Origin of the sequence: Bacillus sp. GC_Bacil_1 (assembly GCF_026540675.1) — a bacterium.
In the GTDB taxonomy this organism is placed as follows: domain Bacteria; phylum Bacillota; class Bacilli; order Bacillales; family Bacillaceae_G; genus Bacillus_A; species Bacillus_A cereus.
Genome location: NZ_JALNUG010000002.1, coordinates 253,744 through 280,124, shown reverse-complemented (window position 1 = coordinate 280,124; position 26,381 = coordinate 253,744). Strand labels below are relative to the sequence as shown.

The following is a 26,381-nucleotide window of genomic DNA, read 5'->3' as shown; positions in this document are numbered from 1 at the left end:
TAATTCCATAACGTATTGCTGATTGGAGAAACCAAAGGCATTTTATCTGTTGATAAAATGCCTTTGGTTTTTTTATTGCACAAATACTGAATCTGTTCATTTATATGAATCATTTTAAGGAGGAGAAGAAATGACTGTTTCAATTGATGGGGTATCAAAATATTTTTTGAAACAAACTGGTACTGTTCAAGTATTAGAGAATATTAATTTTCAATTAGAGAAAGGGGATTTTGTTACAGTAATTGGTCCGAGTGGGTGCGGAAAAAGTACATTACTAAAAATTGTTGCAGGTCTAGATAATGATTTTGAAGGTGAAGTTATTATTGACGGGGAGCCTATCTTAAAAACGAGCAAGAAACAAGGTTTTATTTTTCAAGAGCATAGGCTTTTTCCATGGTTAACAGTTGAAGAAAATATAGCGGCAGATTTGTCGTTAAAAGATAAATATGTGAAAGATAAGGTGAGAGAATGGGTTGAAATCGTTCGGTTAGATGGCTTTGAAAAATCGTATCCGAAAGAAATTTCAGGCGGGATGTCACAACGTGTTGCGATAGCGAGAGCGTTATTAAGAGATCCGAATGTATTATTACTTGATGAACCTTTTGGAGCGCTGGATGCTTTTACTCGAAGTCATTTACAAGAAGTATTGCTGAATATTTGGGAGCAGAAGAAAACAACAATGATATTCGTTACACATGATATAGATGAAGCGATATATCTTTCAAACCGAATTATCATTATGAGTGCAAAACCAGGGAAAATACATAAAGTGATTGAAAATAATTTGCCTTATCCGCGAAATAAAACTTCTCAATCGTTCCAACAACTTCGAACGAAAGTATTACAGCAGTTTGAATATGGAGGGTTGATTCAAACAAGTATATAGGAAAAGGGTGATTTTATATGTATAAAAAATTTAAAATTCTTTCTTTTGCTTTAGCTATATCAGTATTTTTATTAGGATGTGAAAAAAGTACAGTAAGTAGTAAGAAAGAAGATGTAACAATACAAATTGGTATACAGCAAGGATTAAGCCCACTATTACTAGCAAAGAAAAAGGGATGGTTTGAAGAGGAGTTTAAAAAAGAAGGAGTTAAAGTGAAATGGACAGAGTTCCAAAGTGGACCTCCTTATTTTGAAGCAATCGCATCAAACCGATTAGACTTTGGTGAAGTAGGGAATTCTCCAGTCATTTCAGCGCAAGCAGCAGGTATTGGATTTACCGAAATCGCCAATACAAGTTATGCGAGAAAAGGAACTGGAATTCTCGTTCAAAAAGATAGCAAGATTGCGAGTGTAAAAGAGTTAAAAGGTAAAAAAATTGCGGTAGCAAAAGGAAGTAGTGCCTTTAATTTATTGTATCGAGCACTTGATAAAGAAGGGATTGATGCAAAAGAGGTAAATGTCATTCAATTACAACCAGATGAAGCGCAGCCTGCATTCGAATCAGGATCAGTAGATGCATGGGCGATTTGGGACCCTTTCATATCATTACATACGTTAAATAAAGGTGCGAAGGTGATTGCAGACGGTGAAACATTAAATGTCTCTTCACCAGAATTTTTAATTACGAGAACAAAATTTGCGAAAGAACATCCAGAATTAGTTGAGAAATTCCTCAAAGTTTATGAGAAAGCACGTGTATGGCAAGATGCTAACTTGGATGAAGCAATAAAAGTATATACTTCTGTAAAAAAGATAGATGCGGAGATCGTAAAAGAAGTGTTTAATCACGACAAACCAATTTTAGTTCCGGTAACGAAGGAAATAATAGCAGAACAACAAAAGACAGCGGATTTTCAATATAAGCTCGGTTCTATAAAGAAAGAAATTAGGGCGGAAAAAGTTGTAGATAATTCTTTCGTAGAAAAAGCATTGAAAGCGAAGTGAAAAGAGGTTTTGTAAAGTGGAAAATACGAAAGCTGTTATTAAACCAGCGAGTATAACGATTGAGAAAAACAGAGTTAAGAATGTGCGAAAGTTAAATGTAAAAGTTTTAGTAAGGGCGATTACTATACCGGTTATTATATTAATAATTTGGCAGTTAGCTGGCGTATTCGGCCTTGTTTCTAAAACAGTTTTACCAACACCATTAGATATTTTTCTAGCTTTCCAAGAGCTTATTAAAACAGGAGAGTTATTCGGCCATTTAAGTATTAGTGTATTCAGGGCTGCGGCTGGTTTCTTTATTGGTGGGGGCTTAGGAATCATTTTAGGAACGATTGTTGGATTTTCAACGAGAAGTGAGCAATATTTAGATCCATCTGTGCAAATGTTAAGAACTGTACCTCATCTAGCTGTTGCGCCACTTTTCGTATTATGGTTCGGTTTTGGTGAAACATCGAAAGTGTTATTAATTGCAGATGGTGCATTTTTTCCTTTATACGTAAACGCATTTTTAGGTATTAGAGGTGTGGATTCAAAGTTATTTGATGTTGCGAGAGTGCTAGAGTTTAGCAAAAGAAAACTAATTACGAAACTCATTTTACCATCTGCATTGCCTAACCTTTTACTAGGAGCAAGGTTATCGTTAGGTGTTGCATGGGTGAGTTTAGTAGTAGCAGAACTTATGGGATCTACAGAAGGTATTGGTTATATGATTATGGATGCAAGGCAATTTTCAAATACAGATATCGTATTTGTCGGCATAATTATCTTTGCATTTGTTGGGAAGTTTTCTGACTCTCTAGTACGTTTACTAGAAGTGAAGTTTTTAAGATGGCGAGATAATTTTAAAGGTGAGACTGGGAATTAACATATAAATTATTAGGGGTAATTTATATAGAATGTGTTAGTATACGATTCAAAATAAATAAGGGGTGTGTAAAGGCATGGAATTATTATGGTTTATTCCGGCTTATGGAGATGGTCGATATTTAGGAACGACAAAACGAGGAAGAGCAGCTGAATATGGTTATTATAAGCAAGTTGCTGCGGCAGCTGATTATTTAGGATATACGGGTGTTTTACTTCCAACTGGTCAAGGATGTGAAGACCCTTGGGTGTTAGCTTCAGCTCTTGCTGCTGAAACAGAAAAACTAAAATTTTTAGTAGCAGTGAGACCAGGACTAATGTCACCTACAGTTGCAGCGAGGATGGCATCTACATTTGATAGAATTTCAGATGGGAGACTACTTATTAATGTAGTAGCTGGAGGAGATCCAGTTGAACTACAAGGAGATGGATTATATCTTGAGCATGATGAAAGATATGAAGCAGCGGATGAATTTTTAAAGGTTTGGAAATCGACATTGCAAGGTGAAACGATCTCTTTAGAAGGAAAACATATTCAAGTTACAGATAGTAAAGTTGTATTCCCGCCAGTTCAAACACCATATCCTCCTATATATTTCGGAGGATCATCAGCTGCTGGAAAAGAAGTAGCAGCTGAACATAGTGATGTATATTTAACGTGGGGAGAGCCACCAGAGCAAGTGAAAGAGAAAATAGAAGAAGTAAGAAAACTTGCAGAAGAGAAGGGGCGTACAGTACGATTTGGCATTAGATTACACGTAATTGTAAGAGAAACAGAAGAAGAAGCGTGGGAAGAGGCAGAACGTTTAATTCAATATGTGGATAATGAAACAATTGAGCTTGCTCAAAAGACATTTGCAAGATATGATTCGGTTGGTCAAAAGAGGATGACACATTTAAATAAAGGTACGAGAGAGTCGTTAGAGATAAGCCCTAATTTATGGGCTGGAATCGGACTTGTAAGAGGTGGGGCAGGTACTGCACTTGTAGGCAATCCACATACAGTAGCAGAGAGGATAAAAGAATATGAATCGTTAGGAATTGATACGTTTGTTTTATCAGGATATCCGCATTTAGAAGAAGCGTATGAGGTCGCAGAATTGTTATTCCCATTATTGAAAGACGAGAAGAAAGAAGAAAATAAAATTGTTGGTGAAATGATTGCTGATGCATATGCATTAAAAAAATAGTGAGAAATAAAGTTTCACATATTTATTGCTTTATTTTGTTCACTGCCTGTTAATACGGGATAAAAAACCCGCAAGTTATTCGCTTGCGGGTTTTCATCGTAAATTATTAGAAAATATGGTAAAATTAAAGGGTAACTTAAGGTGCGGTTGGTTGTTCAATTATCACTTCTCCGAGTAGGAGGGGGGTGATAATACGTGAGTGAAATAGCGTTGCTACTGCAAGGTGGACTGTTTCTCGTTGCATTGTTAACGTTCGTCGTCGTTTTAATAGACAAGCTCAAAAAATAACAACCCACCTATGCTTATAGAATGTGGGTTGTTTTGTTTGTAAGAAACAAATAGGATAAATGAACAATCCAATCTGCTAAGTTACGTGGACTAGTGTGTAGCCGCACACTAGTCTTTTTTATTTATATACAATTTATAATTGGTTTATGTGATTGTATTGTTCTTTTCATACTCATTATAACACAGTGTCTTTTCATCAAGAAAGGAGACCGTATGTTCTGGTTCCTGTTATATTGTAGGTGCTTTTTCTTTAAACAGCCCATCCATATACTGTTTTAAACTTTGGACATAAAATTTTTGCGTATTCACATTATTTACACCGACAATCGGCGATGGAAGGTCAAATCTTTTTTCTGATAAATGAACGACAACATCAAAGATGTCAAACAAACGAATGAAGCAAAACAGGCCGTCTTTATCGCTAAGTAAAATAAAGTAATGATTTTCACTACTTGTATTTAGCGTATTCCATAAAGAACTTTTGCTTAAATCACGTACAATGCTTTTTTCTTTTAGTTCCACGAAATCTGCATTTGAGAGAATGGTAGAAATATCAATTGCATCTTGATCTTCAAAGTAGCCATCAACTGTTTGTACAGCGAATGTATAAGCCATTTTTAATACACTCATTTTATATTTACGGTTATCTAATAGTAATTCACGTTGAATAGAACTCGCTACTTTCGTTACACGTTCCTCCTTCCAAATTTCATTATGTAAGGAAATATCGTGCTTTTTACATAGTTTCATAATTAATGCATTAGAATAAAGAATCTCGTCGCTTACTTCGACAACATCAGTCTCAGCAGCCGCAAGTTCCTCACCGTGCTCATTCGTATAGAGTGGGGAATCAATTTGTCTTTTCATTTGTTCAATCTTAAATTGACTCAATTTATGCCTAATTAAAGGACGATCAATATCTGTTGTCATTTGTTCATGACAAGTATCACAAATTGAGTTTGTGAAATAATATCCACATAATATTTCTGGAATGACATATTGTTCACTAAGTTCTTTCGTATCTTTTCTGCAAATGATGCATTGTGTCATTTTTATCACCTTTACCTGCAAATTTGTATGTAATCTCATTGTAGTGTATTTATTGGTATTTTGGAATATTGTAAAGGAAAATATTATGTGAAATTCATACTTATTTTGGTACAATGAAGAGAAGTGCTAGTTTAAAGGAGGCCGTTTTTTTGAAATCAAAAGTGCACTTTTGGACATTAGAAGTGCTAATGGTTGTAGGAATCATATTTATTTGCACAAAAATATCATTTTTATTTCAACCGATTGGTATCTTCATATCAACATTGTTTTTCCCAATCTTAATCGCGCTTTTTTTATACTTCATATTTAATCCTGTATTAATCTTTTTGGAGAATAAAAAAGTACCTAGAAATTTAGCGATATTACTGTTATATCTTTTTATCATAACATTAACTGCGGTTGGCGTTGGAGTAGTTGTTCCTACGATTTCACAACAGCTAATGGACTTAGTAAAAAATATGCCAGGCTACATAAAAGAGGGGAAAGTATACATACAAGAATTATCACATCATAGGTTGTTTGAATGGTTATCTACACAAAACTACGTTTCCATTGAAACAATTGAAAAAAATGCGATTGAATACTTAAAAGATATTCCAAATACAATTACGTCGAGTGCAACGGCTTTATTTGGTATTATCACGAACGTTGCATTAGTTGTATTTACAGTACCGTTCATTTTATTTTACATGTTTAAAGATGGACATGCCTTTCCAGGAAAAGCGGTAAGTTTATTACCTGAGTCTTACCGTGAAGAGGGGCTTCGTATCATTAAGGAAACGAACGAAACATTATCTGCATATATTCAAGGGCAAGCGCTCGTTTGTATATTTGTAGGTGCGTTTACTTTTATCGGTTATTTAATTATCGATTTACCGTACGCTTTTGTTTTAGGAATTATTGCAGCATTTACAAACATCATTCCTAACTTAGGGCCATTTATTGGGGCAGCACCAGCTGTTATTGTAGGACTGTTCGTTTCTCCGATGCAAGCCTTATACGTAATTATTATCGTAACAATTGTACAACAGTTTGAAAGTAATATTATTTCACCGCGTATTATGAGCTCGAAATTAAACATTCACCCATTAACAATTATTATCCTAATTTTAGGGGTAGGTAATTTTGCTGGAATCATCGGAATGATTTTAGCAGTACCAGTTTATGCAGTAACAAAAACTGTTGTTTCGAACTTAGTGAGATTGTTTAAGACAAAGAGAAGTAATCGGAAATAGTGAAACCTGAGAAAGATACACCGCTTTTTAAGTGGTGTATCTTTTGTTTATAAATAAATAATTAAAAGCAGATTGATTTGATTTTATTATATATTTTTTATACATCAAATTCAGTGATAAACTTGTGTGATATAAGCTCTATAAAACTATGTGGAATCCCTCTGAACTATCCAAATCATTTCCTTACAGCGTGCTATCAACATCATAATCGACTCCTTTCAATTCTATATAGTTAAACGATTAAAGGTGAGTGTAGTATTTGCTCCTACGATCTCGAATTTCATCAATAACTTGTTTATATTGTCTTTCTTGTTTTAATTCATTTTGAGATATTGTTTCTTTTTGAATTGTAATCGTTAAAAAGAAAAGGTGAAACTTCATATGTGAATTCCTCCTTTCGAATTGGAATTACAGATGACTACAGTAATGACTTTGTCTTTCTTTTACATGATCTATAGCCTGATTAATTTGTCGTTCATGAAACATTTCAGACTCGGAAAATGTATTTTTTTGAATGGTAATGGTTAAAAAGAATACTTTAAATTTCATTAGATAATTGCCCCTTTATAAGTGATTTAGAAAAAACGAGTGTAATAAGAAATTACAGATGACTACAGTAATGACTTTGTCTTTCTTTTACATGATCCATAGCCTGATTAATTTGTCGCTCATGAAACATTTCAGACTCGGAAAATGTATTTTTTTGAATGATAATGGTTAAAAAGAATACTTTAAATTTCATTGGATAATGACCCCTTTATAAGTGATTTAGAAAAGACGAGTGTAATAAGAAGATTGGCGCTCTTTTACTTCGTCCATAATGTTTTGAATGTATTGCTCACGTAAAATCTCTTTCTGTGAAAGTTTACGTTTTTGAATAGTGATAGTTAAAAAGAATGCTTTAAATTTCATTAGATTTATGACCCCTTTATAAGTGATTTAGAAAAGACGAGTGTAATAAGAAGATTGGCGCTCTTTTACTTCGTCCATAATGCTTTGGATGTGTTGCTCACGTAAAATCTCTTTCTGTGAAAGCTTACGTTTTTGAATGGTGATTGTTAAAAAGAATGCTTTAAATTTCATGAATATATTGCCCCTTTAAAATATATTTTTAATACATTTGAGTGTAGTATGAACTTTTAATGTCAGTTATTTTATCAGTCAGTTGTTTTAACTGTTGTTTACGATTGATTTCAGTTTCAGATAAAGTATTTTTTTGAAGCACAGTCGTAAAAAAGAAAATATGAAAAGTCATAAATGAATTCCTCCTTTCGAAAAGGAATTACAGGTGATCACAGTAAAGTGCTTGGCGCTCCTTAACATCATTCATAGCTTTTTCAATTTGCTCATTATGAAGAATTTCCCCTTTGGAAATTGTATTTCTTTGAATCGTAATACTTAAAAACAATACGCTAATAGTCATTGAATGTTGCTCCTTTCTTAGAAAAATAATGTAAGAGACTAAAAAATCGCGCAAAAAAACCACAGGAAGATACAGTTCTCCTATGGCTGGGCGCGAAAAAGTCACAGGAAAGTATACGACCTCCTGTGGCGAATTTATGAATTAAATGAAATAAATTACGATTTTCAATTCTCCATTAGGGTGGTCGAATTCATATTTAATTGTCCAGAAAACACAGGTGCAGTTAACGCTAAAGTTAATGCATGTAATTGTAAGTTCATCATTTCCTTCGACCTCCTTTTAGAATTTTTTTCTTACGTTAGTAAGTATATACAATTAATGGATAATTGTAAACATAAAAAATGAAAATTTTTAATTTTGATTAAAATGCGTATATTTAAAAAGGGATTTGAAAGTAAATATTGTAATTAACGAAATATCGATAAAAATGGGGGATGCTAAATGAAATATATGCATCATAACATAATCGTTATGCTAACAATTTTTTTATTTATTACGGCTTGTTCTAACGGGGAAAGAATAAAAGCTATATATGATGTTAGGTCAGATGATTTTAAGAAATATACTGGGACATACGTTGGTAATAATTCAGATGTGGTTGCAATTATTAATCATTTACCCGGTGGTGGAACAGTTCAAAGTATAAGTTTAGAAAATGAAAATATAAAAGTGAACTATGGCGCAAAAGGGAGTGGGGCTCTTACAGAAGAAATGATTGAGACGTATTGGTTTGATGAGAAAGATACGATGAAGAAGAATTTTCTCTTTAACATTATTTATCTTGTAGTTTTAGTTCCAAATGCAAACAGTTACGAGTTTCAGGTAGAGAATATAAAATTTATGATGAAAAGGGAGGAAATCCTATCAATCTTGCATGGAAAATTTGATGATTTTCCAAAAGAAGATGATATATGGGATAAAAAGAAAGTAGTAAAGTTTCTTAACGATAATAATGAAAAAATTAAAATGCTTGTGGAAGATAAAGATTTTCGGAAATCTTTATTTGCTAAATATCCAGTGAGCCAGTTGAAATAATGGAGGGGAGAAGATGGAGTTAGTATACAAAATTTCTTATCATAGAATGCAGGATCATTATTTACCTAAATTAGTACAGGCAATTAGGCTCGTTAGTGAAGAAGATTTGTGGAAAAAAGAGACCTCTGTTAATTCAATTGGTGGAATCGTACTACATATTTGTGAACATTTACAGAGAAATACAAGGCGTTATAAGGATCCAAATATAGTTTTTGAAAATGGAATTGAAGAATATTTTCCAGTGAAACAAATAAGATCTGAAGCTTTGTTAAAAACTGTTGAAGAAATATTTGATGAGTGGGGCAAAGCATATATACAGGTCTGGGAAGAAAAAAGGCATATTGATCTTCAAAGTCTATTACATTTGGTTGAGCATACAAGCTATCATTTAGGGCAAGTAGTAGATCGTACAAAATGTATTGAGGGACAACAGTTTAATTTTTGTCAAAATGGTATAAATGAAAAGAATTTGAGAACAAGAGTTGAAACTTCGCATTTTTAGAAAGAGAGACATTCTTAATTGAATGACTCTCTTTTTTTGTAAAAGAAATTTATGGAAAAAAATAATTCTATGTGATATGGTTGATTACATAAGTAATGAACCTATGAACCTAAGGTGGTGAAAATGTGAAGCCGACTCTAGAACAAAATAAATTAATATACATACAAATTGCAGAAACGATTGAATCTGATATTTTAAAAGACATATTGCTTGAAGAAGAACAAGTTCCATCGACAAATCAATTTGCGAAGATGTTACAAATAAATCCGGCTACCGCAGCTAAAGGGGTGAATGTATTAGTGGATGAGGGGATTTTATATAAAAAGAGAGGGATCGGAATGTTTGTTGCAAAAGGAGCGAAAGAAGTCGTACTAAAAAAAAGACAAAATACTTTTATGACTGAATATTTACCTAAAGTGTGGGAAGAAGCGAAAGTACTAGAAATATCAAAAGATGAATTGATGGATATGATTCAAAAGATTACGAAGGAGGGGAAAGAGGGATGATTGCACTTGAAACGAAAGATGTAACGAAAAAGTATAAAAAGAAAATAGCTGTAAATGAAGTAACGATTTCATTGGAAGAGAATAAAATATATGGTTTGCTTGGAAGGAACGGAGCAGGGAAAACGACTTTATTAAATTTACTAGCAGGACAAATTACTTCAAGTAGTGGAAGTGTATCAATATTTGGTGAAGATGTTTTTGAAAATAGTAAAGCGATGCAAAATATTTGTTTCGTTAGAGTAAAAGAAGAGTCTCATTTAAGTTATAGCGTAAAAGAAATTTTTAAGATATGTAACATGTTTTATAAAAATTGGGATCAGAAGTTTGCTGAAGAACTGGCGGGTAAATTTCAGCTTAATATAACAGAGAAATACCATAAACTATCTCATGGCATGCAAACAGTTGTAGGAATTATTAAAGGGTTAGCAAGCAGAGCGACAATTACTATTTTTGATGAACCAACTACAGGATTAGACGCAGCACATCGTGAGTTATTTTATAGTTTACTACTAGAAGATTACGGGGAGTATCCCAGAACAATTATATTATCAACACATCTGGTAGAAGAAGTAACCCATGTTATTGAAGAAGTAATTATCATAAAAGAAGGTGCACTTGTTGTTCAATCAACAGTGGAAGATTTATTGCAACAAGGTCATATTATTTCAGGGCAAAAAGGTAAAGTGGAGGAGTTCTTGATTAATAAAAAAGTTATAAATAAAGAAATTTATGGGAATAAAGGTATTGCTGTTATATGGGAAGAGCTTTCTAATGAAGATTGTTACTCTCTTGAAAAAGAAGGTTTAGTAATTGATAGAATTACATTACAAAAACTATTTATTCATATGACTGGTGGTGAAGTGGAATGACGACGTTAATGAAACAATTGAGGTTACATATAAATTTTCATTATAAAGCAATTTTAATATTTTGGATTGTAGCTTTATTAATAAAAGGAGCTTTATATGCTGCTCATTTAAATGAAGCGAAAGTTGGTTATTTACCCGAAATTATCAATAATCCTTCAATTCCAATTATGATTTTTATAGTAGGGAGTGTTTTCATTGTTCAAGATGATGTATTTCGTTTAGCAGTTTCATTTGGTATAACGAGAATACAATATTTTATCGGAGCGATTTGTTATATCGTGTTGCAATCCGCATTGTTTTCATTCCTTCAAATACTGTTTTTACAAGATATAAAATATAACTTAGTAAATGTTAACTTTGGAGAGCAATTAATACAACAGTTTATTTTACAATTTTTATTTTATGTTACGATAGCATGTTTCTTTCAAGTAGTAGTAATTGTTAAGCAAAGATTTCAATGGATTGGTCTCATGATTGGTGGGTCGCTTTTCCTTTCAACAAATAGTGTGCTGTATGGAGAAGTAGGGATAAAAGGATTGTTATTTACAAATGATGTATCTTTAATAGATATCCCTTATTTTATTGTTATTTCAATTGGATTAACAATTCTTTATATCATAACTAGTAGTATATTTATTCGTAAAGTATCATTTGAACGAACAGTTTAAAATAGTGATAGATTATTCTTTTAGGGAGAAGGAAAATATATGGGAGGCACGTCCTCACTAATAACCGTCTTTTTATGCATTGCACTACTAATATTTTGGCGTCGTTATCGCTCCATGCATAAGCCAATAAAGGGATCGGGAAAACGTATTTTATGGCCATTACTATTTTTAACACCAGGTATTGTATGGTTTTTAGGTCCCGTACATCCAGCTATATTACAAGTAATTATAGCGGTATTCATTGGTGTACTTTTTGCTGTACCGCTTATAGTATTAACAAATTATGAACGAAGAGATGATGGGAATATTTATACGAAAAAAAGTGCAGCTTTTTTAATTACTTTTATTGCACTTGTCTTTTTAAGATATGGTTCAAGACAATTTATCGTTGATTTAGATCAACAAACGATTGGTTTATTATTTTACGTTGTTGCAGTATCGTATATTTTTCCTTGGAGAATTGCCTGTTATATAAAGTTTAGGAAAGTTTGGCTGGAAAATAATAATCATGCTATATGAAAACTTCTCATTTGAGAAGTTTTTTTATTTTTACAGGTAAGCAAAACAAGTTGTTGAAGGGCAGGCTGTCATAGAATATGATACATATTATAATGAGGAAAAGTTGAGGGGATAAAAATGCGTACAATTTTACTTTTTCTAAACAACATGTTCATTAGCGAAATCGAGGACATTAGGCAAAAACATGATCCTTTATTTGGATTAATTCCACCGCATATTACAATTGTATTCCCATTTGAAAGTTCGATTTCAAATGATGAGCTGAAATTACATATTATAAATGTATCAAAACCGATACAGAATATAGAAATTGAATTTAAGAATCAAATTACAAGTGAAAGAGAATATTTGTTTTTACGAGTTGAAAAGGGGAAAGAACAAATAGAGGAACTACATAATATTCTATATACAGGACCTTTATTACAATTTTTGAAAGAAGACATTCCGTACATCCCGCATGTAACAGTCGGAAGAAAAGAAAGTGTCGCGTTAGCTGCTGAAGTAGTGAAGGAGATTGCTAGTTTTCATGGGAAGTTAAATTGTGTGATTGATAGAATAAGCGTGGAGCGAATTGGAGAGAACGGGGAATCAATTATTGAATTTGAAGTGCCATTTCTAAAAAGCTGACAAAAGTCAGCTTTTTATTTCGTAGCATAAAGTAATGCACCAATTGCACCGCTATTACCACCATCTTGTAAAAAGATTGGTGTTTTATTTTGATATTCGGTGTAGCTACTAATAATATGTTGAAGTTGTACGTTATTACATAAAGTCGAACCAATATAAATAATATGTTCAATGTTTTTTGTTTCAGCGAATTGAAGGCTTAATGCAGTAACGACTTCACCGACAAGTCCTTGTACAGTAGCTAGTATATCGGAGCTACTATTATTTGATTCTGTAATGGCTGCTTTTCCGAAGTTACTAGCAGTTAAGTTATTATCGATAGGGGAAAGAATACCACCATAAATATCTCCAACCGTAATATCTAGTTCTTTTCTAGATCCTACTTTTGTTAGAGGGATTACATCTTCAAAATGATCTATATTTGTTAACAATTTTGAAAGTCCCATAATAGTCCCACCGCCAACTCCGGTTCCACCAGCGCGAATATATTGTTCATTATAAACGTAATGGATAGAAGTACCTGTACCGATATTGGTTAAAATAAAATTGCGTATAGCATGTTTTTCTTCTTTTAATATGTATTGGACACCTGCAAGAGTAGCTTCAAATTCGTTTAGCTCTATTATTTTATATGAACCTGTAAGCAGTTGCTGTAATAGTTTCGATTTACCACCCGTAATACATATTTGTTTTATGCCATTGTTGTTTTTAATCCAATCTATTATTTTATGTTGTTCATGCGAATAAAATTTTTCAAAAGTTAATAGCCTTTTTTCGTTAAAATAAGCTATTTTCGTTAATGTGCCTCCAGCATCGATACCGATAGTACGTTCCATTTTCCTGCTCCTAACTACGTAATATGTTTTCCTATTTATTTTTAATTGGTTGAGAATAGATATTCCCAACTGATATAAGGAACAATTTAATCTGCTTGATATATTAATAGTTTTTCTATAGTTACAATAGGCTGGTCGTTTACAGTTGCAATACCTTTACCAAGAACAAAACCTCGGCAATTGCGCGTTAGTTCATAATGTAAATCAAGTTTATCACCGGGATATGCTTTTCCTTGGAATTCAACTCCATCTAAAGAGGAGAGGAATCCTAGTCCTTCAGAATCACTTGTATGTACAAATGCACTAAGCTGAGCAAGTGCTTCTACAATTAACATATGAGGCATATGTTTTTGATTATCATTTATAAACCATTCGTTATTTGTAATGAGTTTATATCCTGTAACGGATTCACCTTGTTTTACATTTGTTACTTTATCAGTCATTAAAAATGGATAACGATGGGGAAGAGTGTCTTTAATATGCATATGAAAGTACCTCCAATTAATAATACCCCTGCTAAATTTAAGCAGGGGAGTGGGAACTAATTTTTAACTAATTCATTTACTTTTTCAAGAGTGAAAATGCCGCTATTTCTAATGTTTTCAACAACTTGTTGCAACACTTCTTTATCTTGAACGAGTGCAATACGTACGAAGCCTTCTCCGTGAGGTCCAAATGCATGACCAGGTGTAACAACGACATTCGCACGATCCATTAATGCATAAGCGAAGTCTAGAGAAGTCCATCCTTGTGGAATTTCAGCCCAGACAAACATACTACCAGCTGGCTTATCGACATTCCAGCCAAATGTTCGGAATCCATCGACTAAAGTATCTCTCCGTTTTTGATAAATATCGCGGTTTTTCTCACAAAATACAGCGCCATTTCTTAGTGCTGCAGATGCCGCTTTTTGAATTGGTAAAAATACACCGTAATCGGTATTAGATTTAAATTGAGTAAGTGCACGAACAATTTCTTCGTTTCCAATCATATATCCAATACGGCTACCTGCTAAACTATAACTTTTTGACAAAGAATTGATTTCTACACCAACTTCTTTAGCACCATGTACAGAGAGGAAGCTAATTGGCTTATTACCATCGAAATAAAATTCAGCATAAGCAAAATCATGGACAACGATAATATTATGCTTTTTCGCGAATGCGATTACTTCTTTAAAGCAATCTTCATGAGCCATTGCTGGAACGGGATTCCCTGGGAAGTTTAAAATCATCATCTTCGCTTGATCGGCAATTTCTTCAGGGATGACTCCTAAGTCTGGTAAGAAATCATTCTCTTTCTTTAAAGGCATGTAGTAAGATGTTGCACCAGCCATTTGAATACCTGTTTCATAAGCTGTATATCCTGGATCAGGAACTAATATAATATCACCTGGATTTGCATAAACCATAGGTAAATGAACGAGCCCGTCTTGTGAACCCATTAATAATAAAACTTCTTTATCCGCATTTAATAAAACGTTATGAGTGTTGTTGTAATATTCAGTTACAGCTTCGTGAAATTCTTGAATACCTGATAATGTATACCCGTAGCTCTCTTTCTCACTCGCTGTATGTACCATTGTTTCTCTTACAAAATCAGCGGGCGGCATATCAGGATTTCCGATGCTCAAATCAATCATGTTATGACCTGCTGCAATTTTTTCTTTTTTATAGGCTCCTAATTCACTAAATATAGAAGATTGGAATGCTTTCATTCTAGTTGCTAACGTGTAAGTCATCAAAACCCCTCCTAAAACAGTGCTTTCATTCTGCGTTTTTAATTATTCTGAAAACACATGTTTATATTTTATCATTTTTTTATGAAAATTAAAACGATTGACAAATTTAGAGGAAGGATTAGCCTATTTTGAAAAGTATCGATGTAAATAGCGTAGACGTGTTAATTGAAATGTCTATTATAGGATTCATTTTATATAACTTAAGTTATTTTATAGTTTTTATTAAGTATTTGTGGAAGATTTCTAAAGTGAAATAACGCAGAAAATATTTTCTGCGTTTCCTCTGAAATGTAATCATTTCTTTTTATACGTGCATAATTTTTCAGCTGTCAAAAAGTATACATTTAATGTACCGTCGGCAACTTTTAAAGTTTGCTCTGATGTAAATGAATTACCATAATCAATGTGATATACATTAGAATTTTTGACAAATGAGCCTTTATATAAATCGTCTTTATTCTTTGTGGTTTGCATTTCTACTAAATTTTGCACAATTTCCTCTTTATTTTCTTTTTTGACAACTGTTTCAAATTTATAATATACAGGGCATTCACCATTTTTATTGTCAACGACTTCCCAAGAACCGTATATATCGTTATTGCTGCATCCACTAAGTAGGATGATTAGTATAGGAATTGTAAGTAGAACCTTTTTCATTTTGTGCTCCTTTCTTTTAAATTTGAATAAACGTGCGAATACGATAGGAATATTATAATAAATAAAGTTTAAATTTTTTTAAAGAATTATTTAATTTCATATAAAAATTTAGGAGAAATTAAATAAGCATGAATCTAGTGTAAAGTCAGATTCATGCTAGTACTATAGCCTATGTTATGTCTTTTTTGAGGATATATAAAGAGGAAAGCAGAAGCACTATTCCATTTATTATATATACGCTTGCGATCATAAAGGCTAACGTACCTGCGCCAAATCCTGCTTTATCGAATATAGAAGCAAATGTTGCGATAGTCAAAAAGATAATGGGAGTCAGTAGTAAAAATATGAAACCTGCCACGATTCTTTTTTTAAAACTATGTCCAGATAAGGAAATGGCTAAAAAGTTTAGGATGCTAAACAGAGCAATTGCAAAGAGCAGGACAATAAATACTTGGATGCCATCAGACATTTTACCACTCCTTTTATAAAGAGTACTCTTTATAATCTATTCGAAATAAAAGAGGGCTACTCCTTTAGATAATTTCAATAAACGTAATAAATAGGCGTATTATAAAACAAAGAAGTATGGATTCAATATTATATCCATACTTCTTTGTTTATTTTATAAATTCGCAGATTGCGAATGCTGTTTTTCATAATGTTTCTGCTTAGAAAGGGAAATAGAAATAATCAATAATGAAACGACTCCGAAGATGAGAACCATATATTGTAACCCAATTGTATCTAAGAAGAATCCTGTGCCAAGTAAGACGATTTGGAACATAACCCTCTCAAACATATTACGGAATGAGAAGAGGCGACCGTGATAACTTTTTTCAACTTTCGTTTGGAAAATTGTCGACATAATAGGGAAGAAGCAGCCAACGCTAAACCCAAACAAACCAAATGATGTAAGAGCCATCCATTTTATATCGCTAAAGAACAATGAAAGGTGTGCAAAAGCAGTACAAACTGCGAAGAAATATAGTAATTTTTCAGGTTTGAAATGATCAGATAGACGTTTAATTACGAAGGCACCTAACATAAATGCGACACCTTCAATTGTATATATGAACCCTTTAATCGTAGGATCATGTTGCATTTCGCTAATGTTAATAACCATTAAATTAAACCCAGCTATAAATAATAGAGGGATAATACTTAATATAAGTGCTGTAAAAGCAATAGGAATTCCTTTTAAAATACGAAATACTTCCATAAAGCTATTATCTTTTGCAGCTTGTTTACTTGGTGTTGTTGATTTCTTGTCTTCGAATTGTAGGAAGAAAGTCGAGAGGAATAATAAGGCGTATGCTGCCATTGAGAAGGCATACATGTACTGTAAACTCATCACCACTAAAAGAATTCCACCTAGTGAAGTACCTGCAATACGAGCGATTGTACCAACATTCATATGTACACCATTCATTTGTAATAACTCATGCTCACGTACGATGAGTGGAATTACAGATTGTAATGCAGGGAAATAAAATGCTGCTGAAATTTGAAGAGCAACCATAAATGCAATCATAAATGCGATACTTTCAAATTGAATAGCAAAAAACATGAAAATAACACTTAAAACTCGACCAAACCCAGCGTAAAGAAGAACTTTTTTCTTTTCATACTGATCGATGACACGGCCAGCCATAGGTCCAACTAGAACACCGGCTAATAGTCCGATAAATAATATAACTGATTTCATGAAATCAGAAGGGACATATTTTTGCATAAATTCAAGGTTGCCAAGAATACCAAGCCATAATCCTAGACCTGCAATAAACTCCCCAATTAAAACAATCCAAACGTTTTTATTACGCCACATAACATAAAACCTCTCCGTCTTTTAAAATGAAAAACTCGTATATAAAACCTCCTTATTTATGTAGTATTTTTATACGAACTTTTTTAGAGTCAGAGTCTATATTACGTGTTTCATAATTGGATTTCAATCTTTTTGATTTGTCAAAAATTTGATGCGTTAATTGATGAAATAAGTGAATTAAAACATAAAAAATTTATGATTAAAGCTAATAGAAAGTAAGGGTACATATAAAAAAGCAAGAACGTATAACTACGCCTCGCTTTTCTCAAGTACAAAATTAAATATTAGATTCACTTAGCAACATTTACGCTCTTGTCCAATAGCTAAAGCGCTAAAAGATAGTGGGCCAACAACTTCTGCGCTTGCACCACTAGTAAGGTTTTCTACAGTTAATGAATATTCGTGTGTTCCACTGCTAACGTTTTGATCTATAGCTTGAAATGTTTGTACGTAGAATTGTTCAGAATCTGTAGATTCAATACCTACTTGTGCATTAAAAATTTCAATATTATCACGGAAAATTCGGAATAAAACTTGTGAAGTCTCAGTTATACCTTCTACACCAATTGTAGCGATTAATTCTACTCGATTATTACGTGAATCTCTACTTGAAATTCGCAATTTCAAATTTGCTAAAATTGCTTTATTTGGAGAAGCTGGGATTGCAAAAGTTGTTTCACCAGTTTTACTTATAGGCTGAGTAGCTTGGTAATCAATGATATGAGTCATATTCTTCACCTCCTCATATACTAGAATATGAAAATAGTGAATAATTAGTTTGGACAAATACTAGATTATTTAATAGAGTCAACAATAATTATTGAAAAGAAGAAATTCACATAAAAGCATTAAGAATATATCACAATAAGATGATATATTTCTTAATGCTTTTTGTAATTAAGCAGAATATTCTTCTTTACGTACTTCAAAAAATTCATTACGTCGTAAGTAATTATAAATTTTCTCTGAAACCTCTTCTTCTTCAGACACTAAGAAACGATGATCAAAAGCGTAGAAAGATTGACCTTTAATTAATTTTACGTAATACATATTAAACGCCTCCTGACACTAGATTATTACTTGCTTCATATTATGATGGCCTATATGTCTGCTAAAAATACTTGGAGTTTCAAAGGGGATAAGTAAAGGGATGAAAGAGCTTACAATTCTGTAAGGTTTATGTCACCTTTTTCGATAGTTTGTATTTACCAGTTTCTTCTATAATGCAAATAGGTTACATAAAATAAGGGGGTAAAAAGATGGATGAAATAATTGGAGAAGTTGTAGCTGGTATTTGTGAATTTGTAGTGGAAGTAACAGCGGATGCTATAGGAAATTTAGTTTCTGGAAATGATGAGGAAAAAGAAACATTATAATAATTTGTAAAAGAATAAAGTTGATCAAATTATAAAGGCTGATTTCTAAAGGGAAATCAGCTTTTTTATTTTTTACATTATATTAATTTAATTTGAATATTCATTTGTTATCATATTTAAGAAGCCTATATAAGGAGGTGAATAAACAAATATGTCGAATTCAGGGCCTGATTTATCTGTTTCTCGTTTGATTGTGGTAAATATAGAGGAAAAAGAATATCATTTTATTGTTCGTGAACATCCGATTGTAGGGAAATTTATATCGCTATTTGAAAATGGGAAAGAATACGGTTTAATAGATAAACAAATCGCTAATAAAGATAAATTTATTACAGCGGAGCTTACTAAGTTAGATTATTTTAATATAGATGTTTTATATCTTACACCTGGGTGGATATGGATTGGTATGGATCAATTTGGTTTACATGCTCGTGAGGCTACTTATAACGAAGTAGATGTTATTATGAAGTTGAAAGAGGATTTATATTATATAGATATATACGAATAAATAAAAATGTAGTAAATATTTATTCAGGTTAGGGGGGAAGTTCCCATAGTCTTTTTTTTGTTTAATAATAAAGTGAAAAATTATATTATTTTAATGAAAGGTAAATATGATAAGAAGTGAGATGAAAAGAGGATTTGAAAATACATTAAGAGAATTGTAGTAATTATATGAGTCGTATATGTAAATAACAATAGAAAGAAGATGATAATATGAGTAAAGAAGAGCTTGTGAAAAAACAGTTTGGGAGCAATGCAGATAAATATGTAAATAGTAAAATACATGCTAAAGGACTGGATTTACAATATGTAGTTCAACAAGTTGAGTCTCGTCATAATAATCGTCTTCTTGATGTTGCTACTGGTGGCGGGCATGTGGCAAATATGTTAGCACCTATGTTTGAAGAAGTAGTTGCACTTGATTTAACAGAACAGATGTTAGAAAAAGCAAAAGTTTTTATAAAGCAGAATGGTCATGAAAATGTATCTTTTGTAGCAGGAAATGCAGAGAATTTACCATTTGCAGACCATTTTTTTGATACAATTACATGCCGGATTGCAGCCCATCATTTTACGAATCCGGCTCAATTTATTTATGAAGTAAATCGTACGTTGGAGGATAATGGATTATTCATCTTAATAGATAATGTTTCGCCAGAAAATAATGAATATGATACATTTTATAATTTTATAGAAAAGAAGCGGGACCCAAGTCATGAACGAGCTCTAAAAAAGACAGAATGGCTTACTTTATTAGAAAAAAACGGTTTGCAAATGCAGTCATGTCTTACTTTTGATAAGAAGTTTGATTTTGACTGGTGGTGTAATATGATGGATGTCCCTGTACAAAAGCGTGAAAAATTAACAGAATGTATGATGAAAGCACCAAACGAAATGAAGGAATATTTTAATATTCAACTTAAAAATAATAAAGTAGATTCGTTCTATACTGAAATGGCTATGTTTATATGTAAAAAAAGTACAACATTAAAAAGATAAATGTGTTGCAGTCTTTCTGAAGTACGATATACTTAGTACAGAGAAACTGTGAATTGAGGAATAGTTATTATGATTCGTGTACGCATTGAAGGTACTGAGGAAGAAATGCTTGAATTTATGGGGAAAATGCCAGACATTCCTGGATTTGAAAAGACACATATGAGAGAGCCAAGAAAAGGAAATAACCCGAAATACGATTCAAGTAAAAATGTACTAGCATATTTGTCTTATAAAAAGATTGAAGTCGCCAATAAATAGGCGGCTTTTTTAGTTTGCACTGTTTCACCGCCTTGTCTTTTTCACATAATAATAATAGTAGATTATGCTGAAGAGGGGTGAGAATAGTTAATAAGAAAATCATCTTTTTTGGAGACTTTGGTATTGATGACGCCGTAGCGTTAATTTATGCAAATAAAACATGTAAATTAGATATTCTAGGTATTGTTGCAGAGTACGGGAATGTATCACGAGATATCGTTACGGAAAATGTTTATTTTTTAGAAAGGTACTATGCTACACAAGTGAAAATTATTGAAGGTGCGAGTAGGCCGATGACAGCTGAAGAACCTTTGTTTTTCCCTGAAATCCATGGGGATCATGGTTTAGGTCCTATTATTCCACCTGAAATGAGAATTTGTAAACGAGAAAATTTTTGTGAATTAATCAAATTAATCGAACCTTGTCCAGAAGATATTATAATTGTGGCGACAGGAAGACTAACGACGCTTGCTACGTTATTTTTATTGTATCCAAATATAATGGATCGTATTTGTTCGTATTATATAATGGGCGGCGCTTTCCTATTTCCAGGTAATGTTACACCAGTATCTGAAGCGAATTTTTATGGTGATCCAATTGCAGCAAATATTGTTATGAAATATGCGAAAAACGCTACTATATACCCGTTAAATGTAACACAGGGTGCGCTTATTACGCCTGAAATGGCCAATATAATAGATAAACAAGGAACTGGACAGGCGAAACTCATTAAACCAATGATTGATTTTTATTATGAGAATTTTTATAAAAAAGAATATCCAGGTATTGGTGGAAGTCCCATACACGATTTACTACCGTTTGTCTCGTTTATAAACGATAGTATTTTCGAATATAAAAAATCGGCAGTGTGGATTAGTACGACAAATGATGTGACTAGGGGCCAAAGTGTAGCTGACTTTAGAAAAATAGCTGAACCAACAAGGTTTGATGATCGGCCGATTCAGAGAATTGCTGTTGGTTTTAACTATCCTGCTTTTAAAGAAGAGTTTATGCGAACAATATTGAAGCCAGATTGTCCTTAATGTGTGTAATAACAAGTCGGATAAATCGTTAGTTCGAAAAATAGTTTATCGGTGTGTATTATTCTCAAAAATCTTATAGTTGAGCAGCATGAATAACTTATGAAAAATGTCACATAACTAATGGTAAGCAATTGTTTCTAATTATATTTTGATTGGTTAAATATAAAGGAGGTTATTATATGATTTGGTCTTTAATCGTTGGTGGTTTATTAGGATGGTTTGCAAGCTTAATTACTGGAAGGGATGTACCAGGTGGTGTAATTGGTAATATTATTGCTGGTATTATCGGTTCTTGGGTTGGTTCGAAATTACTTGGTAGTTTTGGTCCAGTCATTGGCGGATATGCAATTATTCCAGCTTTAATCGGTGCGATCATTTTAATTTTCATCGTAAGCTTCTTATTACGAGCAATGCGAAAATGAATGTAAGGACTGTTTACATTTGTAAGCAGTCCTTTTTATATGTTATGCTAGTATTATACAATCAGGAGGTGTCAGCATTGAAAACATTCACAGTAAATTTCCATCAAGAAGATAATGCTAAAGCGACAACAGTACATAAATTAAGTGAAGAGGACTTCAATAAAGCAACTGAAAAAGGTACTCGTCATTTATTTGATTTAGATACAAACGTTGGCTTCTTCGTATTCTTTGATGCAGAAGATGCAGAAGGAAATGATCAATACTTAATGTTACAATATGAAGGAGATCATGAAGAACCAACTGCGTGTTATGGATTTGATTTAAAACTATACTATCAATTTTTAGCACTATACTTAAATGATCTGGAATACCAAGGTGAAACAGATGAGGAAGAGGAAGAATATGGTCCAATTCATCATTTAGCTCACTTACTTTATCATATTGTTGAAGACGGTAAGTCAATCGAAGTGTAATATACATATTTAAAGCTGTCCTTTTGGGGCAGCTTTTTTATATGACATTGAAATGGTGTACTTTGAGCTAAATAAAGTGAAGCTTTAATCAGTGGGTGGTTCATCCCCACTGATTATTAGCCCTACCAATCGGGCTTTTACGGGCAGCCCTTACCCCCATCTAACTTCTTTGCTTCGAAGTGGGGATCTTACTGCCCGGCAAATAGCGGGATAAATTAATAATAGAAATTTATTTATTAAGTAGGATTATTTATTACTTTCATGTTAGTATCGTAAAACACCTGTTATAATGATTGTAATTAAATTCATGGAGGCTAATTCTATGCTTGTAGATGTAAAAGCTTTTATTAAAGCTGCAGGTTTAACATGTATTTCATCATTAAGTGGAGATAATACATTTGCTTATAATTTTGAAACTGTAAAAAGCACTATCGCTACATTTTTTAAGAAACTAAGATTTACCGTTTAATTTCATTTCAACCAGTAGGAAAAGAGTAATCACTTCCTACTGGTTTTTTTCTGTTTCAAGGAGCTGTTGTGACGGCATATTTTCAGCTATAGATAGAGGATATTATCATTGAGAAGAGAAGGTTTAAATAAGGAGATGAATACAGTGATTAACAATATAATTCCAAGTTTTTTGAAATTATGGGAAAGTGACGATTTAGAATTAGAACTCCTTAATCGATACTTTACTTCGCATTCAGAGATATTTGAAGAATACTTTAAGTATCATTGTCCTAAAACGAAAGAACGTCTTTCTAATGCCATTAAACAATATCCCGCAAAAATAGAAGATATTCATATTATTGCAGAATCATTACCAATCATTATTCAAGAGGTAACAAATGAATATCGTAATAAATATAACTTTGATGTAAATATGAAATTCCATGTATTCGTTGGAGGATTTGGTTCAAATGCATTTGTAGAAAGGGAAATCATTGGAGACATATTTTTTGCGGCAGAAAAATTATCTCCAGATTTGAATCATCTTCGTGTTATTGCTGCTCACGAAATAGGTCATATATATCATAATGTTATGCTACAAAATACTGGAATGGATTGGACTAGGGCTGAATGGACCGATGCGTCGGTAAGTTTGTATCGTGAAGGTGTTGCAACTTATTTATCAAAAAAAATCGTTAAAGATTTAAATGAGTCTGTTTACTACTCATATAATAGTGACGGTGATCTATGGCTACAATATTATAAAGAAAATGAAGAGAAAATAAAGAAACGTTTTTTACAAGATTATGTTGAAGGATGGACAGATGAAAAAGAGAAAGAATGGTTCCGTTTATCAGGAGGTAGTTACTTCGGATATAACAGACTTGGTTATTTTTTAGGAACAGCTTTTGTAACATATTTTGTACAAGCCTTTGGAGAGAATGAAGCACTGACTTTTTGGAACAAACATAATTTGAAAAGTAGTGTAATGGGTTGGTTATCGAAATGAATAAGATGCAATAGGGGGGTAAAATGATGAAAGGGTATTTGAAAATAGTTATGTTGTTTTTGGCTATAGCATGTATGTTTGCGCTAGCAGCATGTAATGGGACAGACGAAAAAAAGGAAACAAATCCAACCTTGGAAAATAATAAAAATGAACAAAGCAATTCTTCAGAAGAACAGAAAAATCCTGAAGCAAAACCAAGTAATGAAAAAACAACAAAACCATCACCTGAGCCAGATTCGAAAAATAGAACACTTAATCAAAAATCAATTAACCACGTTAAAGATTTGTTTGAACTAGCAAAAGAAGGAAAGGTACCTAATGTGCCATTTGGAGCCCATACAGGGGATATTGAAGAAATTGAAAAAGCGTGGGGGCAAGCAAATAAAACCGAATATGCAGGGAATGGTATGTACGCAACTTTTACAAATAAAAATGTTGTTTTCGGATTTAATAAAGGGTCACAAGTTTTTGATGTACGCTCATATCATGCAGAACTAAAATTGATTACATTACAAGAAATTGAAAAAGCATTGGGAAAACCATCTTCAGTTAAAGAGAATGGTGAAGATAAAATATATGTATACAAAGTAAATAACCAGTATGAGCTGAAATTTGTCATTCCAAAATCGACTGGTAAGGTAGATCATATTTCTGTATTTTCACCAGAGGATAGTATTAATAAAATGGCAGGATAAGAAATTAAGTGATTTCAAAAACACCTCACTTTATTGAAGTGAGGTGTTTTTAGTTGTAAATAAGGAACGTCTCCTGCCATATAAAACATACTTTCATATGCGAAATACTTCACTTTTGTTTTTTAATATTCATCCAATAAGAAATATTGATCTACTGAAAAAGTAGTAACCTATAAATTATGTGTAGGCTGGTTCATGATTTTTTTACGTTCTAAATTTTGAACAAACAGTGCTTGAACAATACCTCCAATTAATAAGAAACTAGCACAAATATAAAACAGCATACTTCCATTTAATTTACTTAATAAAACTGCACCAATAACAGGTCCACACGTTCGAGATATATCCCAGTGTATACCGTAAATTGAAAAATATAAACCACGTTTATCATGAGGTGCAATTTCTGAAACGAATCGCAATAAATGGTTTAAAGCAATACTTTCTCCAATGACTAAAAAGAGTAAGGTGAAGAACAACGACAATATCGTCGTTGAATAACTAAAGCCAACTGCAGCTATCGTATAGCAGGCGTAAGAAATAAGGATGATTTTCGCCATAGAAAATCGTTCAGACCATTTTACGAGGAAGATTTGTAGAATGATTTCCAAAATGGCTTTGCATGTTGAAATAAATGCGAGTATGAATACGAGATTAGGAAATACATGTTCTGCAAAAATACGATAATTCGTCTCAGTTTGTGCATAAAAAAAGCTAATAGGAAGTGTAGAAAACATAAGACCGAATATGGCGTAATGTTTAAAAACAAATTGCTTTGGTGAACTTGCCTCAATTGTTTGTTTCGTCTTACTTATAGTCGGAACGGTTTCTGGGAGCTGGGTCCAAACAACAACGGCATATATCGTAAGGGTTACACTTTGCACGATAAATAAATATTCTGGGTGAGTATTATAAAAACTTGCACCGATTAAAGGGCCGATTACGGATCCAATTGCTCCCATCGTTTGTAGGAGAGCAAAAATTTCTGCTTGCTGCTCTTTTTTTGTTAAATCAGCAATTTGTGCACGTTGAGCCGGAATATATAAGGAACGGCCAATGCCATTAATGACATATAACAGTGCAAATATAAAAACGGATTGAGCGAAAACGAAACTACCGATTGCAACACTTTGTAGCAATAAGCCGAGTAACATAATCTTTTTCCGGCCATATTTATCAGTAATTCCTCCAGCAATAAGTGTAAATAAAATGTCTGAAAGTGGCTGTAATCCGAAAATCAGCATAGTTATTATTACATTGCCGTTTAACATTTTATTAACGTAAATAATCATAATGATAGCTAGCATAGATTCAGTCGTTCGGGTTAATAATTCACCACACAGTCTAATAAAAATAGGTTTATTGTAACGAAGTAAGAGATAATTCAATATTAATTCCTCCTTTCTATATTGAAATGATAAGATGAAAGA

At 32.7% G+C, this 26,381-nt stretch carries 39 protein-coding genes; 22 read left to right on the top strand and 17 right to left on the bottom strand.

The features are described from left to right. The first annotated feature begins 130 nt into the window (after positions 1 to 130). The 5 genes from OXT04_RS04555 to OXT04_RS04535 all read left to right on the top strand — a co-directional run bounded on the left by OXT04_RS04555 (position 131) and on the right by OXT04_RS04535 (position 4,232). Positions 131 to 886 carry an ABC transporter ATP-binding protein gene (locus tag OXT04_RS04555; protein ID WP_000218578.1) on the top strand — a complete coding sequence of 252 codons (756 nt, stop codon included), beginning with the start codon at positions 131 to 133 and terminating at the stop codon, positions 884 to 886. 17 nt (positions 887 to 903) lie between these two features. Further along, positions 904 to 1,890, top strand: a complete 987-nt coding sequence (locus tag OXT04_RS04550; protein WP_097821869.1) for an aliphatic sulfonate ABC transporter substrate-binding protein — start codon at positions 904 to 906, stop codon at positions 1,888 to 1,890. 16 nt (positions 1,891 to 1,906) lie between these two features. Next, positions 1,907 to 2,755 carry an ABC transporter permease gene (locus OXT04_RS04545; RefSeq protein WP_097821868.1) on the top strand — a complete coding sequence of 283 codons (849 nt, stop codon included), beginning with the start codon at positions 1,907 to 1,909 and terminating at the stop codon, positions 2,753 to 2,755. Between the two features lie 76 nt (positions 2,756 to 2,831). Further along, complete coding sequence (ssuD, locus tag OXT04_RS04540) at positions 2,832 to 3,944, top strand: FMNH2-dependent alkanesulfonate monooxygenase (protein ID WP_043938042.1); 1,113 nt, start codon at positions 2,832 to 2,834, stop codon at positions 3,942 to 3,944. 195 nt (positions 3,945 to 4,139) lie between these two features. After that, entirely contained in the window at positions 4,140 to 4,232 is a 93-nt protein-coding gene (locus OXT04_RS04535) for a putative holin-like toxin (protein ID WP_001289320.1), read from the top strand. A gap of 228 nt (positions 4,233 to 4,460) precedes the next feature. Here OXT04_RS04535 and OXT04_RS04530 read toward each other — a convergent pair whose 3' ends face one another. Further along, positions 4,461 to 5,282: an HNH endonuclease gene (locus OXT04_RS04530; protein ID WP_000189684.1), complete on the bottom strand. Its 822-nt coding sequence runs from the start codon at positions 5,280 to 5,282 to the stop codon at positions 4,461 to 4,463. Positions 5,283 to 5,431: 149 nt separating this feature from the next. Between OXT04_RS04530 and OXT04_RS04525 the strand changes: the two genes are divergently transcribed. Continuing rightward, entirely contained in the window at positions 5,432 to 6,517 is a 1,086-nt protein-coding gene (locus tag OXT04_RS04525; protein WP_000837892.1) for an AI-2E family transporter, read from the top strand. Between the two features lie 240 nt (positions 6,518 to 6,757). Here the strand turns inward: OXT04_RS04525 and OXT04_RS04520 are convergent, their stop codons facing one another. The 7 genes from OXT04_RS04520 to OXT04_RS04490 are packed head-to-tail and all read right to left on the bottom strand — an operon-like array spanning position 6,758 to position 7,940. Further along, on the bottom strand, positions 6,758 to 6,898 hold the full coding sequence (locus OXT04_RS04520; RefSeq protein ID WP_000668497.1) for a YrzI family small protein: 141 nt from the start codon (positions 6,896 to 6,898) through the stop codon (positions 6,758 to 6,760). 27 nt (positions 6,899 to 6,925) lie between these two features. After that, positions 6,926 to 7,066, bottom strand: a complete 141-nt coding sequence (locus OXT04_RS04515) for a YrzI family small protein (protein WP_090977759.1) — start codon at positions 7,064 to 7,066, stop codon at positions 6,926 to 6,928. 52 nt (positions 7,067 to 7,118) lie between these two features. Then, positions 7,119 to 7,259, bottom strand: a complete 141-nt coding sequence (locus OXT04_RS04510; protein ID WP_000669797.1) for a YrzI family small protein — start codon at positions 7,257 to 7,259, stop codon at positions 7,119 to 7,121. 26 nt (positions 7,260 to 7,285) lie between these two features. Further along, a complete protein-coding gene (locus tag OXT04_RS04505; RefSeq protein WP_000668968.1) occupies positions 7,286 to 7,429 on the bottom strand; it encodes a YrzI family small protein in 144 nt (47 codons plus the stop codon). 27 nt (positions 7,430 to 7,456) lie between these two features. Beyond that, positions 7,457 to 7,600, bottom strand: a complete 144-nt coding sequence (locus tag OXT04_RS04500) for a YrzI family small protein (RefSeq protein ID WP_000668965.1) — start codon at positions 7,598 to 7,600, stop codon at positions 7,457 to 7,459. A 28-nt stretch (positions 7,601 to 7,628) separates the two neighbouring features. Next, positions 7,629 to 7,772: a YrzI family small protein gene (locus OXT04_RS04495; RefSeq protein WP_000142729.1), complete on the bottom strand. Its 144-nt coding sequence runs from the start codon at positions 7,770 to 7,772 to the stop codon at positions 7,629 to 7,631. Between the two features lie 27 nt (positions 7,773 to 7,799). Continuing rightward, positions 7,800 to 7,940 carry a YrzI family small protein gene (locus tag OXT04_RS04490; RefSeq protein WP_000156197.1) on the bottom strand — a complete coding sequence of 47 codons (141 nt, stop codon included), beginning with the start codon at positions 7,938 to 7,940 and terminating at the stop codon, positions 7,800 to 7,802. Positions 7,941 to 8,381: 441 nt separating this feature from the next. On the opposite strand from OXT04_RS04490, the gene OXT04_RS04485 reads away from it, so the two are divergent. From OXT04_RS04485 to OXT04_RS04455, 7 genes are all read left to right on the top strand, one after another. Continuing rightward, positions 8,382 to 8,975, top strand: a complete 594-nt coding sequence (locus tag OXT04_RS04485; RefSeq protein WP_000876527.1) for a DUF4825 domain-containing protein — start codon at positions 8,382 to 8,384, stop codon at positions 8,973 to 8,975. 13 nt (positions 8,976 to 8,988) lie between these two features. After that, complete coding sequence (locus OXT04_RS04480) at positions 8,989 to 9,477, top strand: DinB family protein (protein ID WP_000424635.1); 489 nt, start codon at positions 8,989 to 8,991, stop codon at positions 9,475 to 9,477. A gap of 125 nt (positions 9,478 to 9,602) precedes the next feature. Continuing rightward, positions 9,603 to 9,983 (top strand): GntR family transcriptional regulator, encoded by a 381-nt coding sequence (locus OXT04_RS04475; RefSeq protein WP_000805185.1) that lies wholly within the window; start codon positions 9,603 to 9,605, stop codon positions 9,981 to 9,983. Further along, positions 9,980 to 10,852: an ABC transporter ATP-binding protein gene (locus tag OXT04_RS04470; protein ID WP_000560921.1), complete on the top strand. Its 873-nt coding sequence runs from the start codon at positions 9,980 to 9,982 to the stop codon at positions 10,850 to 10,852. The genes OXT04_RS04475 and OXT04_RS04470 overlap by 4 nt, the downstream gene beginning before the upstream one ends. Beyond that, the gene (locus OXT04_RS04465; protein ID WP_267413389.1) at positions 10,849 to 11,520 is read left to right on the top strand and encodes a DUF4052 domain-containing protein; all 672 of its coding nucleotides are present in this window, start codon (positions 10,849 to 10,851) and stop codon (positions 11,518 to 11,520) included. Before OXT04_RS04470 ends, OXT04_RS04465 begins: the two co-directional genes overlap by 4 nt. A gap of 39 nt (positions 11,521 to 11,559) precedes the next feature. Then, a complete protein-coding gene (locus tag OXT04_RS04460) occupies positions 11,560 to 12,039 on the top strand; it encodes a CcdC family protein (RefSeq protein WP_267413387.1) in 480 nt (159 codons plus the stop codon). Positions 12,040 to 12,156: 117 nt separating this feature from the next. Next, complete coding sequence (locus tag OXT04_RS04455; RefSeq protein WP_267413385.1) at positions 12,157 to 12,666, top strand: 2'-5' RNA ligase family protein; 510 nt, start codon at positions 12,157 to 12,159, stop codon at positions 12,664 to 12,666. A gap of 14 nt (positions 12,667 to 12,680) precedes the next feature. Here OXT04_RS04455 and coaW read toward each other — a convergent pair whose 3' ends face one another. The 8 genes from coaW to OXT04_RS04415 form a co-directional block, all read right to left on the bottom strand. Beyond that, positions 12,681 to 13,502, bottom strand: coding sequence for a type II pantothenate kinase (coaW, locus tag OXT04_RS04450; protein WP_267413383.1), 822 nt, complete (start codon positions 13,500 to 13,502; stop codon positions 12,681 to 12,683). An 86-nt stretch (positions 13,503 to 13,588) separates the two neighbouring features. Then, complete coding sequence (locus OXT04_RS04445; RefSeq protein ID WP_267413381.1) at positions 13,589 to 13,987, bottom strand: 3-hydroxyacyl-ACP dehydratase FabZ family protein; 399 nt, start codon at positions 13,985 to 13,987, stop codon at positions 13,589 to 13,591. A 56-nt stretch (positions 13,988 to 14,043) separates the two neighbouring features. Beyond that, positions 14,044 to 15,243 (bottom strand): LL-diaminopimelate aminotransferase, encoded by a 1,200-nt coding sequence (locus OXT04_RS04440; RefSeq protein WP_267413379.1) that lies wholly within the window; start codon positions 15,241 to 15,243, stop codon positions 14,044 to 14,046. A gap of 294 nt (positions 15,244 to 15,537) precedes the next feature. After that, on the bottom strand, positions 15,538 to 15,900 hold the full coding sequence (locus OXT04_RS04435) for a hypothetical protein (protein ID WP_000757024.1): 363 nt from the start codon (positions 15,898 to 15,900) through the stop codon (positions 15,538 to 15,540). A 169-nt stretch (positions 15,901 to 16,069) separates the two neighbouring features. Continuing rightward, the gene (locus OXT04_RS04430; RefSeq protein WP_001279472.1) at positions 16,070 to 16,369 is read right to left on the bottom strand and encodes a hypothetical protein; all 300 of its coding nucleotides are present in this window, start codon (positions 16,367 to 16,369) and stop codon (positions 16,070 to 16,072) included. Between the two features lie 153 nt (positions 16,370 to 16,522). Continuing rightward, positions 16,523 to 17,725 carry an MFS transporter gene (locus OXT04_RS04425; RefSeq protein ID WP_000269261.1) on the bottom strand — a complete coding sequence of 401 codons (1,203 nt, stop codon included), beginning with the start codon at positions 17,723 to 17,725 and terminating at the stop codon, positions 16,523 to 16,525. 294 nt (positions 17,726 to 18,019) lie between these two features. Then, positions 18,020 to 18,454 carry an exosporium protein ExsC gene (gene exsC / locus OXT04_RS04420; protein WP_000148797.1) on the bottom strand — a complete coding sequence of 145 codons (435 nt, stop codon included), beginning with the start codon at positions 18,452 to 18,454 and terminating at the stop codon, positions 18,020 to 18,022. Positions 18,455 to 18,622: 168 nt separating this feature from the next. Further along, positions 18,623 to 18,775: a YqbF domain-containing protein gene (locus tag OXT04_RS04415; RefSeq protein ID WP_000291905.1), complete on the bottom strand. Its 153-nt coding sequence runs from the start codon at positions 18,773 to 18,775 to the stop codon at positions 18,623 to 18,625. A gap of 477 nt (positions 18,776 to 19,252) precedes the next feature. On the opposite strand from OXT04_RS04415, the gene OXT04_RS04410 reads away from it, so the two are divergent. From OXT04_RS04410 to OXT04_RS04370, 9 genes are all read left to right on the top strand, one after another. Further along, positions 19,253 to 19,609 (top strand): hypothetical protein, encoded by a 357-nt coding sequence (locus OXT04_RS04410; protein ID WP_267413373.1) that lies wholly within the window; start codon positions 19,253 to 19,255, stop codon positions 19,607 to 19,609. Between the two features lie 209 nt (positions 19,610 to 19,818). Next, positions 19,819 to 20,604 carry a class I SAM-dependent methyltransferase gene (locus OXT04_RS04405; protein WP_000031302.1) on the top strand — a complete coding sequence of 262 codons (786 nt, stop codon included), beginning with the start codon at positions 19,819 to 19,821 and terminating at the stop codon, positions 20,602 to 20,604. Positions 20,605 to 20,673: 69 nt separating this feature from the next. After that, a complete protein-coding gene (locus OXT04_RS04400) occupies positions 20,674 to 20,862 on the top strand; it encodes a DUF3970 family protein (protein ID WP_000621885.1) in 189 nt (62 codons plus the stop codon). A gap of 77 nt (positions 20,863 to 20,939) precedes the next feature. Beyond that, complete coding sequence (locus OXT04_RS04395) at positions 20,940 to 21,905, top strand: nucleoside hydrolase (protein WP_001223685.1); 966 nt, start codon at positions 20,940 to 20,942, stop codon at positions 21,903 to 21,905. A 179-nt stretch (positions 21,906 to 22,084) separates the two neighbouring features. Continuing rightward, entirely contained in the window at positions 22,085 to 22,327 is a 243-nt protein-coding gene (locus tag OXT04_RS04390) for a GlsB/YeaQ/YmgE family stress response membrane protein (protein WP_025118015.1), read from the top strand. A gap of 77 nt (positions 22,328 to 22,404) precedes the next feature. After that, entirely contained in the window at positions 22,405 to 22,800 is a 396-nt protein-coding gene (locus OXT04_RS04385) for a hypothetical protein (RefSeq protein ID WP_025118014.1), read from the top strand. 322 nt (positions 22,801 to 23,122) lie between these two features. Then, positions 23,123 to 23,269, top strand: coding sequence for a hypothetical protein (locus OXT04_RS04380; RefSeq protein WP_000959551.1), 147 nt, complete (start codon positions 23,123 to 23,125; stop codon positions 23,267 to 23,269). 135 nt (positions 23,270 to 23,404) lie between these two features. Next, positions 23,405 to 24,259 carry an aminopeptidase gene (locus OXT04_RS04375; protein ID WP_029948217.1) on the top strand — a complete coding sequence of 285 codons (855 nt, stop codon included), beginning with the start codon at positions 23,405 to 23,407 and terminating at the stop codon, positions 24,257 to 24,259. Positions 24,260 to 24,282: 23 nt separating this feature from the next. Further along, on the top strand, positions 24,283 to 24,954 hold the full coding sequence (locus tag OXT04_RS04370; protein WP_002094054.1) for a YjgB family protein: 672 nt from the start codon (positions 24,283 to 24,285) through the stop codon (positions 24,952 to 24,954). A gap of 170 nt (positions 24,955 to 25,124) precedes the next feature. On the opposite strand, the gene OXT04_RS04365 is transcribed toward OXT04_RS04370, so the two are convergent. Further along, the gene (locus OXT04_RS04365) at positions 25,125 to 26,339 is read right to left on the bottom strand and encodes an MDR family MFS transporter (protein WP_061660911.1); all 1,215 of its coding nucleotides are present in this window, start codon (positions 26,337 to 26,339) and stop codon (positions 25,125 to 25,127) included. Positions 26,340 to 26,381 lie beyond the last annotated feature (42 nt).